This is a genomic window from Sphingobacterium sp. G1-14, from assembly GCF_002196555.1.
In the GTDB taxonomy this organism is placed as follows: Bacteria; Bacteroidota; Bacteroidia; order Sphingobacteriales; family Sphingobacteriaceae; genus Sphingobacterium; species Sphingobacterium siyangense.
In genome coordinates this window covers 4,181,842-4,194,943 of record NZ_CP021381.1, presented here as the reverse complement: position 1 = coordinate 4,194,943, position 13,102 = coordinate 4,181,842, and the positions used below count along the sequence as shown (strand labels likewise).

Here is a 13,102-nt window from a genome sequence, read left to right as displayed (position 1 = left end):
TCAGATCTTGAAGGGTTTTTTATTGTATTTATTTGAACAGTTATGCCGATGGGGCATATTTAATTCATAATAAATAGGGGAATAAATACATTTTTTATTATATTTGATTGTGAAAAATGTCTGTAGACAAGAGTGTGTCTTATCTACACTAAGTAATGAAAATAAATTATAGTCTAATAAAGAGATGAGTTTAATTATCGATGTTCATGCGCGTCAAATTTTGGATTCGCGCGGTAACCCTACAATTGAGGTAGATGTTACTACACAAAATGGTTTTGTTGGTCGTGCAGCTGTTCCTTCAGGTGCTTCAACTGGTATTCACGAAGCAGTAGAATTGCGTGATGGTGACAAATCAAAATATCTAGGAAAAGGTGTTTTGAAAGCTGTAGAGAATGTAAACACTAAAATTGCAAAAGCACTAGAAGGTGTAGATGTTTTCGAGCAAAATGCCATCGATAAAATCATGATTGATTTAGACGGTAGCGAAAATAAAGGAAACCTGGGCGCAAATGCTATTTTAGGAGTTTCTTTAGCTGTAGCGAAAGCTGCTGCACAAGAGTCGCGTCAACCATTATACCGTTATATCGGTGGTGTAAATGCGAACACGTTGCCTATCCCTATGATGAATATCATCAATGGTGGTTCACACTCTGATGCACCTATCGCATTTCAGGAATTTATGATCATGCCTGTGGGTGCGCCTTCATTCTCTGAAGCTTTGCGTTGGGGTACTGAGGTTTTCCATACCTTGAAAAAAATCTTACATGACAGAGGTCTTTCAACTGCAGTAGGTGATGAAGGTGGTTTTGCGCCAACTTTTGAAGGTACTGAGGATGCTATCGAAACAGTTTTGAAAGCGATTGAAATCGCTGGTTACAAACCAGGTCAAGATGTTTGTTTAGCGTTGGATTGTGCTTCTTCTGAGTTCTACAAAGACGGTAAATACGATTATACGAAGTTTGAGGGTGATAAAGGTGCTGTACGTTCTAGTGAAGAACAAGCAAGCTATTTGGCTGAATTAACAGCTAAATACCCTATTATTTCTATCGAAGATGGTATGGCTGAAGATGATTGGGCTGGATGGAAAACATTGACTGACAAAATCGGTGACCATGTTCAATTAGTAGGTGATGATCTTTTTGTTACAAATACAAAACGTCTTCAACAAGGAATTGATACACATACAGCAAATTCAATTTTAGTGAAAGTAAATCAAATCGGTTCATTGACTGAAACAATCAATGCGGTTACTTTAGCTCAAAATTCTGGTTATACTTCTGTGATGTCACACCGTTCGGGCGAAACTGAAGATGCGACTATCGCTGACTTAGCTGTAGCATTGAACTGTGGACAGATCAAAACTGGTTCTGCTTCACGTTCTGACCGTATGGCTAAATACAATCAATTGTTGCGTATCGAAGAAGAATTGGGTGGTAATGCCCGTTTCATCGGTAAAAACTTTAAATACGCTAAAAAATAAGCTAAAGTTTGATTTTTAATAAAAAAAGCCGAAGTATCTTCTACTTCGGCTTTTTTTTGGGGCAAAATATATTTTTCTATTGGTGCATCATGGACCCGATCTGATAACTTGTCTTAAAATAAGGTATTTCCTGTGTTTTTGTTGGGATAGGTTAGATCCAAGTCGAATGTTGTATTCAGTTTTTTGATAAAATGTGTCGCCAGTAACGGTGATTCCACCTCAATATTCTGGTGGATAAAGAAATACAATTTTTGCAACCCGTTTTCCCGCCATAGTTTCAGAACATCAATCCATTGATCCAGTCGATCATAGTCTGTTGCATGATTTGCACCTACATATCGAACAAAAGCAATCGGGGTGGTCAGGCGCATATGAAGCATATCTCTCCGGCCTGCAGTATCGACCAGTACATTGGTCACATTGGTTTCCTCCAACAGTGCATAGAGTTCTTTTGTTACTTCGGGTTTGGAAAACCAATCTTTATTTCGGACTTCCAACGCTAGCGGGACTTCTTTTGGCCAGTCATGAAGAAATAGTTTTAAACGGGCCATGTCCTTTGGATTATAATTGTCGTGCATCTGAAGAAAAGCCATTCCCAGTTTTTCATCGAAATGAACAATGGAGTCCGTAAATAATTTTACTTTATCACCGGTATTCAGTAGTCTGCTGAAATGGCTGATGGACTGTGGTATTTTTGGGAAGAACTTGAAGTTAGCAGGTGTTTTCTTTTTCCAGGTCTCTACCTGGTCTATGCCAGGTGAATTGTAGAATGTAGCATTGAGTTCAATGCTGTTAAACTGTGTGGAGTAATAAGCAAGTTCGTCTTTTGTACCTCTGGGATAAAAGCCTTTTAAATCTTGTTTATTCCATTTTGCACAGCCTACATATACCTCAAAAGGCTTGTCTATTTTGAAGTGCTGTAATAAGGTTAAGGTTTCTGGTGTAGTAGGAGGAAGGGTAAAATCGATTTCCTCGGGATGTTCTACTTGGCCGAATTTCATATCAGTTTTTTCTTAATTTATAATCAAATAATAGATGAGCCAACAATGCCAACAGCGTATAACATGTGCCTACGAAAATAACACCGGGCCATTGGAAGTGTTGCCATGCTTGTGCAGCAAAAAAAGTGCCTGTTGATCCGCCAATAAAATAGCTGACCATATATACGGTATTTAGTCGGTTGTTGGCACCGAGGTTTAGCGCATAGAAATCGCTTTGATTTAGGATATGCATCGACTGTAGGCCAAGATCGATGAGAATAACACCAAGGATCAGGCCCCAATAGTAATTGCCGAAGAGGGCGAATAATAACCAGCTGAGTAACATCAATAGGATCGCGTACAAGATGATTTTTGCTTTGCCTATATAAATAGTTAGTTTATTGACAAAAGCAGCGGCAAGCGCCCCACATGCACCGACGAGGCCAAAGGCTCCAGCAGTTGCCGGGCCATCAAAGAAAGGTGGGGCTTCAAGATGGAAAACAAGCGTTGTAAAAAATGCAGAAAAAGCCCCAAATCCCATGGCTCCACGAAAAGCCGCCAACTGTAATACAGGTTGTTTCCTGGCAAAGTTCCAGACTGATCGCATCAATTCCTTATAAGAACCTTTAAAATTAGGCAGCACCTCTGGTAGCTTGAATGCGATGGTGATGGCTGTAATGACCATAATTGCTGACGCTATCCAATACATTTCGCGCCAGCCAAAGTAGGAGCCGACAAAGCCGCTTACAACCCTAGAGAGTAATATACCGATCAGCAGACCCGACATAACCATTCCTATCGCTGAAGCCTGCTTTTCTTTGCTCGCAAGTTCGGCAGCCATGGGCACAAAAACCTGTGGAATAACAGAAGTGAAACCTATCAGAAAGCTGAATAGCAAGATAGATAGGATAGAAGTGGACATGGCCATACCTACCAAAGAAAAAATAATGAAAAAGAAATCGATCAAGATCATTTTTTTTCTTTTAAACATATCCCCTAAAGGAACGATCAGTAACAGGCCAAAGGCATATCCGATCTGCGTTAACATGGCCGAATTACTGACCGTAGCCTCGTCAATATGTAGGTCTTTGGCAATCAAGCCCAATAATGGTTGATTGTAATAATTATTGGCGACAACTAAGCCTGTAGCGATGGTCATCAACCACAAGGTTGCTTTGGATATTTCGTTTTTTGAATCTATTGTTTGCGACATGAGCAATTAATGTAATTCATCCCAGAGATCCTGAAATTGCTGTTTCAATGTTGCAACTTCCTGTTCCAATTGTGCAATTCGATCGAGTAAGATCTGGTCGTTCGAGGAGCTGCTCACCGGGCCACTATTTTCATAGGCCTCCAGATTGATTTCTCCTAATAAATGGATGTAGCGGACTTCTTTATGTCCCATTTGTTTAGGTAAGGACCTAAGATAGCCTTCTTGTGCCAATTTTTCCAATTGTTCATTGATTTCGCCCAACGATTCAAATTCATAAAGTCTTCCGGAGTTTGAATTAATTTCGCCTGCGGTCAGCGGTCCTCTGAGTAGCAATAAACAGACAATGGTTAATTCAGAGGGAACCAGTGGAAATTGTATGGCAAAATTGTGTTTGTACTTTGTTACACGAGATCCACCGCCAACAACTGTCGAGATTAAGCCCTTTTTCTTTAATATATCCAATGTCGCAATAATATCTTCTTCTGTATATTGTACAACCGGTTTGCGGGAAGTCTTTTGGTTACAAGCAGCTTGTAAGCTGTTGATTGTCATTGGGTAATATTCTGGAGTTACTTTTGATTTTTCGATTAGTGAGCCTAGTACACGTTGTTCCATGGCAGACAATTGGGGCAAATTAGTTGTTTCCATTTATTTTGAAGAATATAAATTTATGATCGAATACAAGTATGCTGTTATGGCAACATAACATTGGCTTGCTGTTTTGTTTCTTCTCAAAGATGCCCTTTTTCTCATATAACTCCAAAAGATCTTTTTCTTATCTTCGCATGAGTAATAGAAGATTTTAAGGTGCTTAAGATAGCTTTTCGTCAAGAATTTGTCCATCCCGTCAAAGAGGGGCATCGATTTCCGATGCTGAAGTACGAGTTGATTCCTTTACAGTTAAAACATGAAGGTCTGGCAGAGGAGTCAAGTTTTTTCAGTCCTGAACTCGCGAGTTTTGAGACATGCTGTTTGGTCCATGATCCAGTGTATGTAAAGCAGTTGTTTGAGCTTACTTTGGATTCCAAGATGGTCCGTAGAATAGGTTTTCCATTAAGTCAAAGCCTTGTGGATCGGGAGCGATATATCCTTGATGGGACGATCCGAAGTGCTAAATATGCACTTGAGTATGGTGCTGCTTTTTCCATTGCAGGGGGGACACATCATGCCGGTTATGATTTTGGTGAAGGCTTCTGTCTGATGAATGATCAAGCGACTGCCGCCGGCTACTTGTTGAAGTATAAATATGCTAGCCGTATCCTCATCATTGACCTGGATGTGCACCAAGGAAATGGTACCGCCCATATTTTTGAGGGGCATAATCAGGTGTTTACCTTTTCAATGCATGGTGAGAAAAACTATCCCTTTGTCAAACAGCGTTCCCATTTGGATATTGGCTTAGCAGATCATATTACGGATATGGAATATCTCACTTTATTGGAAGAAAGTTTGGTTGATGTATTTCGGGAATTTGAGCCTGATTTCGTTTTCTACCAGGCTGGGGTCGATATTTTGGAAACAGATAAGCTGGGTAAATTGAACTTAAGTAGCAGTACCTGTCATCGAAGAGATGAATTGGTCTTTCAAATGTGCCATAAACACAATATCCCTGTTCAAGTAAGTATGGGCGGAGGTTATTCTCCTGAAATTAAAGATATTGTCAATGCACATTGTCAGACTTTTAGAATAGCAATAGATATATATAATTTATAAGATAAGAAATATGTTTTTTCACCAAGATGCAACTTTTGAAGCGTTATCTATTCATCGTGTAGGCAATAAAGCGCAAGATGAATTTTATATTTTGTCGGATGCCCCGGTATCTCTTGAAGGAGATGAAGTGTTACCTGGACTCCTGATGCAGTATTTTATGAGTCCTTTTGCAAAGGTGAATGAGGTATATCGCTTATATCATCCCAATGGAGAGTTGGAGCTGAATGAGATTTTCTATTTTGCAAGACAGTATTTTAAGGAGCAGCTTCCATTTCATGATTTTTCCCAACAAATTTCAAAACACCTTTATGAGGTATCCAACCATCCTAAAATTAAGGCTGGAGAGGTCTATGTAGTTGCCTTAAAAAATGTGCAGATCGAAGGGGAAGAACATGATGCGATTGGTATTTTCAAATCTGAGAATAAAGAGACTTATCTGAAAGTATATCCGGAGCAAGGTGCTTTTATGTTGGAATATGAGCAGGAGGCGATCAATATCAATAAACTGGACAAGGGCTGTATTATTGTCAATGTAGAAGAAGAAGAGGGTTATAAGGTGCTGGTTCTCGATCAGACAAACCGTCAACAGGAGGCTGTGTATTGGAAAGATGAGTTTCTGCAGCTTCGCGTGCGTAACGATAATTTCAATCAAACGGGGAATTACCTGAAAGTGTATAAGAACTTTGTTCAGGAAAAATTAGACGAGACGTTTGAATTGGAGAAAGCGGACAAGATTGATCTGATGAACAAATCCATGAATTACTTTAAGGAAAAGGAAACTTTTGTCCAGGAAGAGTTTGAGGAGGAAGTATTGGGCAACCCGCAGGCGATTGCTTTATTTCAGGACTTTAAAGCTGGTTTTGAAGATGAATTTGACTCTCCATTTCAGGCAAGTTTTGAAATAGCAGATAAAGCGGTGAAAAAAATGGAATCTTCTTATAAGTCTGTTTTAAAGCTGGATAAGAATTTTCATATCTATGTTCATGGTAAACGTGAATATCTTGAGAAGGGTTACGATGAGGATAAAGGCATGAATTATTACAAGTTCTATTTTGAAAACGAAAGTTAATCGTTTTATATCTTATTTGAATGGAAAAGCGCGATAAAATAGCTGTTTTCACGCTGCTGTTACTTCTGATTGGAATTTTTATTTTCTCCCTGATTGAGAAACATAGCCAATGGATTGAGGCCTTTTATGCACGCGGCTTTTACCGCTCCTATAGCCATGTGCCAAGATTTATTTTTGGTTATGTTCCTTTTAGTTTAGGTGATCTATTTTATATTATAGTAGTTGGATTGCTACTTTATTCAATTGCTAAATTGATCGGAAATTTATGGAAAGGAAGATGGAAGAATTCCTTTCGTCCTGTTCTACTTATCATAAACTTGTTATTGGGTCTCTATTTTTTCTTTTACCTATCTTGGGGCCTGAATTATTATCGTGAACCAATCAGTACCAATGCCAATTTGCAAGTTGATAGCTTAAAGTTAGCCGATTATCTCGTGGTTTTGAATGGGTTTCTGGACAGTACAAATAATTTACGGGAACATGTGGATCCATCCCAATGGGAAGAGCATAAAGAAACTATTCAAACGGATTTGAGTATATGGGTACAACAGGATACGGCTTTTGCTGATTTCTTGTCAAGGGGTCAAATTAGGGCAAAATCACCAATAAATAGCAGGATAGTCTCTTTTTTTGGTGTCTCGGGCTATTTTAATCCATTTACTCATGAAGCACAGGTTAATAAAGCAATGCCAGTCACCTTTTTACCTTTTACAACAGTGCATGAACTTGCACATCAACAGGGAATTGGTTTTGAAGACGAGGCGAATTTTATAGCTTTTGTTCGCTTACAGCAACATCCACAGTCCTTTTACCGATACTCGGCTTATCTACAGACCACGCTTTATATGTTACGTGAACTGCAGAGTATGTATCCTGATTTAGGAAAAGATTACAAGGGAAGATTAAGCGCGAAAGTATTGAAAGACGTGGAAAAAGAACGGTATTTTTGGAGTCAATACACGGGTTGGGTCGACGATGTGATGGGATTGTTTTATAATCAATACCTGAAACATAACAATCAACAGGAAGGAATAGCACGGTACGACCGTATGACGCGGTTGGTATTGTCCTATGAGCTTAAAAGAAGAGGATGTAGATAATAATGAACCCATAAAAAAGGCGTATTATTCTCTAATACGCCTTTTTTATGGGTTAAGGATTTCGTTATTGTGTTGAAATTAGTTCAAATGTACCCTCAGTGCCGGCACTGCCAGAATAAATTTGTCCTTGAGGCAACCCTCTCAATCCGGTGGGAGCAGTTTTAATCCGATCATAGATGTTTCTCAAGTCTGTGTTTGCATTGACAGCCCGCCCACCTGCAGCTACGTCTCCATAGATATAGTTCGCCGCTTTTTTGTTTGTTGTTTGCGGTTTGAGACTGCCATCTGTTAAAGTGACTTTAATTTTTCCTCCGTTCCCATTGGGAAAAGTTTTGGTGCCATTAAAAGCGTCATCTCCTTTTGCAATGATATAAAGGGAACCTAATTTTTGAAAATTAGCATTGATGTCAAAGTTTGCACCGTTATTCTTTCCATCGGTTCCATAGATGGTTGCCTTATTTCCAATTTCAGCATAACCAATCGTTAGCTTGACATTTTTCTTGCCATAGAACGAAAGGGTAGCATTGTCTTTCATGATTAAAGTATCGATGTGCATGACGACAGTTGAGTCTCTATTATCGATATTTTTTTTTGCCTTTTTGCCAATTTCCAGTTTAGAAATATGTTGTGTTTCTTGTGCTTTCCCAGTGAAGGTCATTGCAAAGCAAAGAAAAAAGCCTAGAATAAATTTAAATTTCATAAAACTTTTAATTAATTGTAACTAACTAGTAGTTTGACAAATAAAAGGTAAAAGAGTTTAAATTTTAGCGAGATATTTTACAATTAATTTGGCAGTTTTCTCTGATGCGCCAGGAGAACCTAGTTTCTCAGCCAAAATATCGTAGTTTTCCATCACACTTGCGCGATGAGCTTTATTATTGATAAGTTCGCCTACTTCATAGGAAATATCATATGCCGTGCAGTCGTCTTGAATCAATTCCCTCACAGATAAAAAATTATTAATTAGATTCACTAGAGAGATAAATTTAACCTTGATGACTAATTTGGCTATCCATACAGATATTTGGTTAGCCTTATAAACGACAACCTGAGGTATCTTCAGAATACCTGTTTCAAGAGTAGCCGTTCCACTTGTAACGACTGCGGCTTCTGCGTTATGGAGAATATCGTAGGTTTGATCGAAGATCACGGGAATATCAATGCCTTTAAAAAACTGCTTGTAGTAGGCTTCATCAAAATTAGGAGCACCGGCGATGACAAATTGATGAACAGGAAAGAAAAACGGAAGTTCGGCCATGATAGGAAGAAGCTTGGAAATTTCCATTTCCCGGCTTCCCGGTAAAAGGGCGATCAGTGGTTTTTCTGAAAGTCCATTTTGTGCTCTAAATTGGGGATTGAAATTATAGGTTGAAATCGCATCCAAAAGCGGGTTTCCAACGTAATCAACGGGCATGCGCCACTTCTTATAAAAATCTACCTCAAAAGGCAAAATACAAAACATATGGTCGACAATCCGTTTGATTTTCTTTACGCGACCTTGATTCCAGGCCCACACTTTAGGGGAAATATAGTAGCATGTTTTGATTCCATGTTTTTTTGCAAAATCAGCAATTTTCAAATTGAAGCCCGGGAAATCTATTAGAATGACGGTGTCCGGTTTTTCTTTTAAGAGATCATTTTTAACAAGTTTGAGATTCCTAGATATCTTTGGCAGATTTTTTAAAACTTCTATAAAGCCCATAAAAGCCATTTCTGAGGTATGTATCAATGCTTTTTTTTCGGCCTCTGCTTGCATTAGATTTCCCCCGACTATTTGGAAAGTCGCATTGGGGTCTTCCATTTTTAATGCTTTAATAAGATTGGCACCATGTAAGTCCCCTGAAGTTTCACCTGCAATAAGATAGTATTTCATATGTCAACGATTTATTCTTTAATGATCATTTGGAATATCTTTTATCGTTAAAACTGCGTTTCGTCTTAACGATGAGTATTTCATTGAAATGATCGTTTTTGAACTGTTAAAGATAAGATTATTCTAGGTATATGATGACTTTGAACATATTATTCCATATCTTTAATTAAAGATGTTCAACTTTTGAAGAAAATATCCTAAGTATAAAAGCTAAATAGTATTTTTGTCTTATGCAACGATTGTGGTCTTTAATAAGAAATAAGTATTTGTTAGCCGCTTTGGCTTTTCTCGTGTGGATGTTATTTTTTGATCGAAATGACTTTGCCACGCAGTATAGTTATCAAAAGCAGAAAGCAAATTTGGAAAGTGAACGCTCCTTCTATCTGAAGGAGAATGCCGCCATCATTAAGACAATTAACGATATTCGATCAAATCCGCAAGAAGTGCAACGTATTGCTCGTGAGAAGTATAAGATGAAAAAAGACAATGAGGATATTTATGTGATTACTAAAGTAGCAGCTAAAGAGAATCATTAAGATCTACAGTATCGTATAAAATGAAAAACAACGGCCATCATGATTACATGACGGCCGTTGTTATAAAGTATATAGATATGGGTATTTTAATTTGCGGCTTGCGCTACTAAACCAATGTATAATGGTTTCTTTTCATCATTAGCTTTGCCTATGAGTATCAATGAATAATAATAGCCTTCAACCAATTTAATGTCGCTGCGTGTTGCGATTGTTTTCCCCGCTTTATCACGAGCTGTTACAGTGAATGTGCCACTTTTTTGAGCGATAAAGCCCTGATGGGCACTTGCCGAATTCTGTGTTTCTTGTGCTCTATTTGTCCATTCTGATGGGGAAGTCTGATCGCCTATTTTAAGGCTAACTAAATCCGTACCTTCAGCAAGATTAAAGAAGCGTAAACCAGACTCTGTATTTTTGATGTCTTTATTGATTCGATCTGTAGTGATCACCTGTACGGGTTTGGATTTCGTTCCAAATAAAAAGGATGTATATATGGTGCTGTCTTTGATTGTTACAGTTGTATCCGTTAATTTAGTGTTATATTCAGCGGAAACTGTAATTTTACGTGCGCCTGTAAATAAGCCAATTTGAGCATAACTCTTGAATCCCAGTGGATAATTGGGGTTTTGAAGCGAACCTCCGTCTGCGAAATATATAACTGCATTCGCATCAGTGTACCCATTGACCATGGTAAGCAATGCAGCAGGAATTGGCTGGTCATCGTTATCTTTTAGACAGCTTGTTAGAAAGAAGGCCGCTAAAGCAATAGCAATAAAATTAAATAATCTATAGTTTTTCATAACCGTGTAATATTAAAATCTGTTTTTGTGACTCACATTGCGCTTGTGTTGTCTATTATACGGAGATGACTGACACTTTGCTACAGCGATTTGTAAAAATAATAAAAATCTATAATCAGATCTCGTTTTTTATTCCAATAGCCTTTGCAAGCCAGTTTTTAAAGATGGTGGTTAATCGGATCGGCGGCAGATGAATATGGTTCCTAGGCAAAATTTAATCAGTTTGAGGGAAAGGATTTGCTTATGTTGCGATATGCAATCCGATTTTGATTCGAGTTTGGTTTAGGGCGAGGATTTGGATTGTTAAACTAGTAATCCTAATTTTGAAGTATGAACAATAGAATCAAAAGAATTGCGAAGGGAATGTTTGAGCAGTTTAGGCATCGTAAAATTACGGAATCTGAATTTGTACAGGCGGAAGCAAAAGCGAGGAATCTAGGGGGCTATATGGACGACTTCAACGTATTAATTGCAATGTGTAAGGACACAGTTACGGGGAAGTATAAAATGGATAAATGGAATTTATCGATTATTATTGGAACGATACTTTATGTGGTTTCGCCGATTGATGCGATTCCTGATTTTATTCTTGTGGGCGGGTGGATAGATGATGTGGCCATTGTTGGTTATGCGATTCGCAAACTTAGCGCTGAGATGGAACAGTATAAGCGTTCAAAGTTTCCTGTAGAAGCGAGATAAATAAAAAAAGCTACTTTTCTAAAGTAGCTTTTTTTATTTATTATTGAAGTTCAACTAGTGCTTAAAGTGTCTAACACCTGTTGTTACCATGGAGATTCCTTTTTCATTGGCCATATCAATTGACAATTGATCTTTGATTGAACCACCAGGTTGCAACACCGCCGCGATACCAGCTTCTGAAGCAATTTCCACACAGTCAGGGAAAGGGAAGAAGGCATCCGATGCCATTGCACAGCCTTTAAGGTCAAAACCGAAAGAAATGGCCTTCTCAATAGCTTGTTTCAATGCATCTACACGTGAAGTTTGCCCTACACCTGAAGCTAACAAAGTGCCATTTTTAGCAAATACGATTGTATTTGACTTGGTGTGTTTTACAATTTTGTTCGCAAAATAAAGATCCTCCAGTTGTTCTGCAGTTGGCTGTACTTGTGTTACTGTAACCATTTGTTCAGGTCCTTCAATCGTATTGTCTTTATCTTGAAGAATGACGCCGTTCAATAGAGTTTTGAACTGTTGTTCTGGCAATGTAACCTCTTTACGAACCAAAATAATTCTGTTTTTCTTTGCGGTAAGTATAGCGATCGCTTCTTCAGAATAAGAAGGTGCAATCAACACCTCGAAGAATAATTTATTGATCTCTTCAGCTGTTGCAGCATCAACTTGACCATTCGTTATTAAGACTCCACCGAAAGCTGAAACAGGATCACATGCTAAAGCATCTAACCAAGCTTGTTTGATTGTTGAACGGGAGGCAACTCCACAAGCATTGGTGTGTTTTAAGATCGCGAATGTAGGTTCTGTGAACTCATCAATCAAAGCAACGGCAGCATCAACGTCAACCAAATTGTTGTAAGATAGCTCTTTACCGTTTAATTTATCAAACATCTTATCTAAATCACCGAAGAAAGTGCCTTTTTGGTGCGGGTTTTCACCATAGCGCAACACCTGCGCTTTTTGCTCAGATTGTTTAAAAACCTGAAGCGGATTTTCTTGATTGAAATAGTTGAAGATTGCTGTATCGTAATGAGAGGATGTATTGAATGCACGTTTAGCAAATTCTTTACGTTGTTCCAATGACGTATTACCTTCTTGGTTTGCTAGTATTTCTTCCAATTCTTTGTAATCATTTTTGGAAGAGATAATAACGACATCGTTAAAGTTTTTAGCGGCAGCGCGTATCAATGAAATTCCACCGATATCTATTTTCTCGATAATATCTTGCTCGGATGCACCGGAAGCAACAGTTTCTTCAAAAGGGTACAAATCCACAATAACCAAATCGATCTCAGGTATTTCATACTGAGCAAGCTGTTGTTGATCCGACTCAAGCGGGCGGCGTGCCAAAATACCGCCAAATACTTTTGGATGCAATGTTTTTACACGGCCTCCTAAAATAGAAGGGTAGCTGGTGAGGTCTTCAACTGGAACAACATCTATACCTAAATCTTTGATAAATGTTTCTGTTCCACCAGTGGAATAGAAGGTAACACCGTATTTGTTTAATAATTCAACTAAAGGAGCAAGGCCGTCTTTATAATAGACTGAAACCAATGCATTTTTAATCTTTACAGGATGGTTCATTATGATGGATTTGTTTCGTGGCGCAAAGATAGGTATTTAAAATCTTGATATCAATAAATCA

13 protein-coding genes are annotated in these 13,102 nt (G+C 38.3%); 6 read left to right on the top strand and 7 right to left on the bottom strand.

Annotated elements, in window-relative coordinates:
- Positions 1-184 precede the first annotated feature (184 nt).
- Complete coding sequence (gene eno, locus CBM24_RS18195) at positions 185-1,480, top strand: phosphopyruvate hydratase (protein ID WP_046675452.1); 1,296 nt, start codon at positions 185-187, stop codon at positions 1,478-1,480.
- Between the two features lie 113 nt (positions 1,481-1,593).
- Here the strand turns inward: eno and CBM24_RS18190 are convergent, their stop codons facing one another.
- The 3 genes from CBM24_RS18190 to CBM24_RS18180 are packed head-to-tail and all read right to left on the bottom strand — an operon-like array spanning position 1,594 to position 4,321.
- Positions 1,594-2,481 carry a DUF72 domain-containing protein gene (locus CBM24_RS18190; RefSeq protein WP_088162227.1) on the bottom strand — a complete coding sequence of 296 codons (888 nt, stop codon included), beginning with the start codon at positions 2,479-2,481 and terminating at the stop codon, positions 1,594-1,596.
- 1 nt (position 2,482) lies between these two features.
- Positions 2,483-3,673: an MFS transporter gene (locus CBM24_RS18185; RefSeq protein WP_088162226.1), complete on the bottom strand. Its 1,191-nt coding sequence runs from the start codon at positions 3,671-3,673 to the stop codon at positions 2,483-2,485.
- 6 nt (positions 3,674-3,679) lie between these two features.
- Complete coding sequence (locus CBM24_RS18180; RefSeq protein WP_088162225.1) at positions 3,680-4,321, bottom strand: YceH family protein; 642 nt, start codon at positions 4,319-4,321, stop codon at positions 3,680-3,682.
- 159 nt (positions 4,322-4,480) lie between these two features.
- Between CBM24_RS18180 and CBM24_RS18175 the strand changes: the two genes are divergently transcribed.
- From CBM24_RS18175 to CBM24_RS18165, 3 genes are read left to right on the top strand one after another with little or no spacing between them, the layout of a single operon-like run.
- Positions 4,481-5,386 carry a histone deacetylase gene (locus CBM24_RS18175; RefSeq protein ID WP_232475559.1) on the top strand — a complete coding sequence of 302 codons (906 nt, stop codon included), beginning with the start codon at positions 4,481-4,483 and terminating at the stop codon, positions 5,384-5,386.
- A 10-nt stretch (positions 5,387-5,396) separates the two neighbouring features.
- Positions 5,397-6,455 carry a nucleoid-associated protein gene (locus tag CBM24_RS18170; RefSeq protein WP_088162223.1) on the top strand — a complete coding sequence of 353 codons (1,059 nt, stop codon included), beginning with the start codon at positions 5,397-5,399 and terminating at the stop codon, positions 6,453-6,455.
- A 20-nt stretch (positions 6,456-6,475) separates the two neighbouring features.
- Positions 6,476-7,555: a DUF3810 domain-containing protein gene (locus CBM24_RS18165; protein WP_088162222.1), complete on the top strand. Its 1,080-nt coding sequence runs from the start codon at positions 6,476-6,478 to the stop codon at positions 7,553-7,555.
- A gap of 64 nt (positions 7,556-7,619) precedes the next feature.
- Here the strand turns inward: CBM24_RS18165 and CBM24_RS18160 are convergent, their stop codons facing one another.
- Together CBM24_RS18160 and lpxB are read right to left on the bottom strand one after the other, a co-directional pair.
- Entirely contained in the window at positions 7,620-8,255 is a 636-nt protein-coding gene (locus tag CBM24_RS18160) for a hypothetical protein (protein ID WP_075993396.1), read from the bottom strand.
- A 57-nt stretch (positions 8,256-8,312) separates the two neighbouring features.
- Complete coding sequence (gene lpxB, locus CBM24_RS18155; protein ID WP_088162221.1) at positions 8,313-9,428, bottom strand: lipid-A-disaccharide synthase; 1,116 nt, start codon at positions 9,426-9,428, stop codon at positions 8,313-8,315.
- A gap of 230 nt (positions 9,429-9,658) precedes the next feature.
- On the opposite strand from lpxB, the gene CBM24_RS18150 reads away from it, so the two are divergent.
- The gene (locus tag CBM24_RS18150) at positions 9,659-9,964 is read left to right on the top strand and encodes an FtsB family cell division protein (RefSeq protein WP_075993394.1); all 306 of its coding nucleotides are present in this window, start codon (positions 9,659-9,661) and stop codon (positions 9,962-9,964) included.
- Between the two features lie 86 nt (positions 9,965-10,050).
- On the opposite strand, the gene CBM24_RS18145 is transcribed toward CBM24_RS18150, so the two are convergent.
- Positions 10,051-10,761 carry a DUF4397 domain-containing protein gene (locus CBM24_RS18145; protein WP_088162220.1) on the bottom strand — a complete coding sequence of 237 codons (711 nt, stop codon included), beginning with the start codon at positions 10,759-10,761 and terminating at the stop codon, positions 10,051-10,053.
- Positions 10,762-11,091: 330 nt separating this feature from the next.
- On the opposite strand from CBM24_RS18145, the gene CBM24_RS18140 reads away from it, so the two are divergent.
- Positions 11,092-11,460 carry a YkvA family protein gene (locus tag CBM24_RS18140; protein WP_075993392.1) on the top strand — a complete coding sequence of 123 codons (369 nt, stop codon included), beginning with the start codon at positions 11,092-11,094 and terminating at the stop codon, positions 11,458-11,460.
- A 54-nt stretch (positions 11,461-11,514) separates the two neighbouring features.
- On the opposite strand, the gene purH is transcribed toward CBM24_RS18140, so the two are convergent.
- Positions 11,515-13,041, bottom strand: a complete 1,527-nt coding sequence (gene purH, locus CBM24_RS18135; RefSeq protein WP_075993391.1) for a bifunctional phosphoribosylaminoimidazolecarboxamide formyltransferase/IMP cyclohydrolase — start codon at positions 13,039-13,041, stop codon at positions 11,515-11,517.
- Positions 13,042-13,102 lie beyond the last annotated feature (61 nt).

Excerpts from the sequence above, each read along its gene's own strand:
- CBM24_RS18150 (WP_075993394.1), top strand. The coding sequence starts at position 9,659 with ATGCAACGATTGTGGTCTTTAATAAGAAATAAGTATTTGTTAGCCGCT.
- CBM24_RS18180 (WP_088162225.1), bottom strand. The coding sequence starts at position 4,321 with ATGGAAACAACTAATTTGCCCCAATTGTCTGCCATGGAACAACGTGTA.
- CBM24_RS18190 (WP_088162227.1), bottom strand. The coding sequence starts at position 2,481 with ATGAAATTCGGCCAAGTAGAACATCCCGAGGAAATCGATTTTACCCTT.
- CBM24_RS18140 (WP_075993392.1), top strand. The coding sequence starts at position 11,092 with ATGAACAATAGAATCAAAAGAATTGCGAAGGGAATGTTTGAGCAGTTT.
- lpxB (WP_088162221.1), bottom strand. The coding sequence starts at position 9,428 with ATGAAATACTATCTTATTGCAGGTGAAACTTCAGGGGACTTACATGGT.
- CBM24_RS18170 (WP_088162223.1), top strand. The coding sequence starts at position 5,397 with ATGTTTTTTCACCAAGATGCAACTTTTGAAGCGTTATCTATTCATCGT.
- purH (WP_075993391.1), bottom strand. The coding sequence starts at position 13,041 with ATGAACCATCCTGTAAAGATTAAAAATGCATTGGTTTCAGTCTATTAT.
- CBM24_RS18165 (WP_088162222.1), top strand. The coding sequence starts at position 6,476 with ATGGAAAAGCGCGATAAAATAGCTGTTTTCACGCTGCTGTTACTTCTG.
- CBM24_RS18145 (WP_088162220.1), bottom strand. The coding sequence starts at position 10,761 with ATGAAAAACTATAGATTATTTAATTTTATTGCTATTGCTTTAGCGGCC.
- CBM24_RS18185 (WP_088162226.1), bottom strand. The coding sequence starts at position 3,673 with ATGTCGCAAACAATAGATTCAAAAAACGAAATATCCAAAGCAACCTTG.
- eno (WP_046675452.1), top strand. The coding sequence starts at position 185 with ATGAGTTTAATTATCGATGTTCATGCGCGTCAAATTTTGGATTCGCGC.
- CBM24_RS18160 (WP_075993396.1), bottom strand. The coding sequence starts at position 8,255 with ATGAAATTTAAATTTATTCTAGGCTTTTTTCTTTGCTTTGCAATGACC.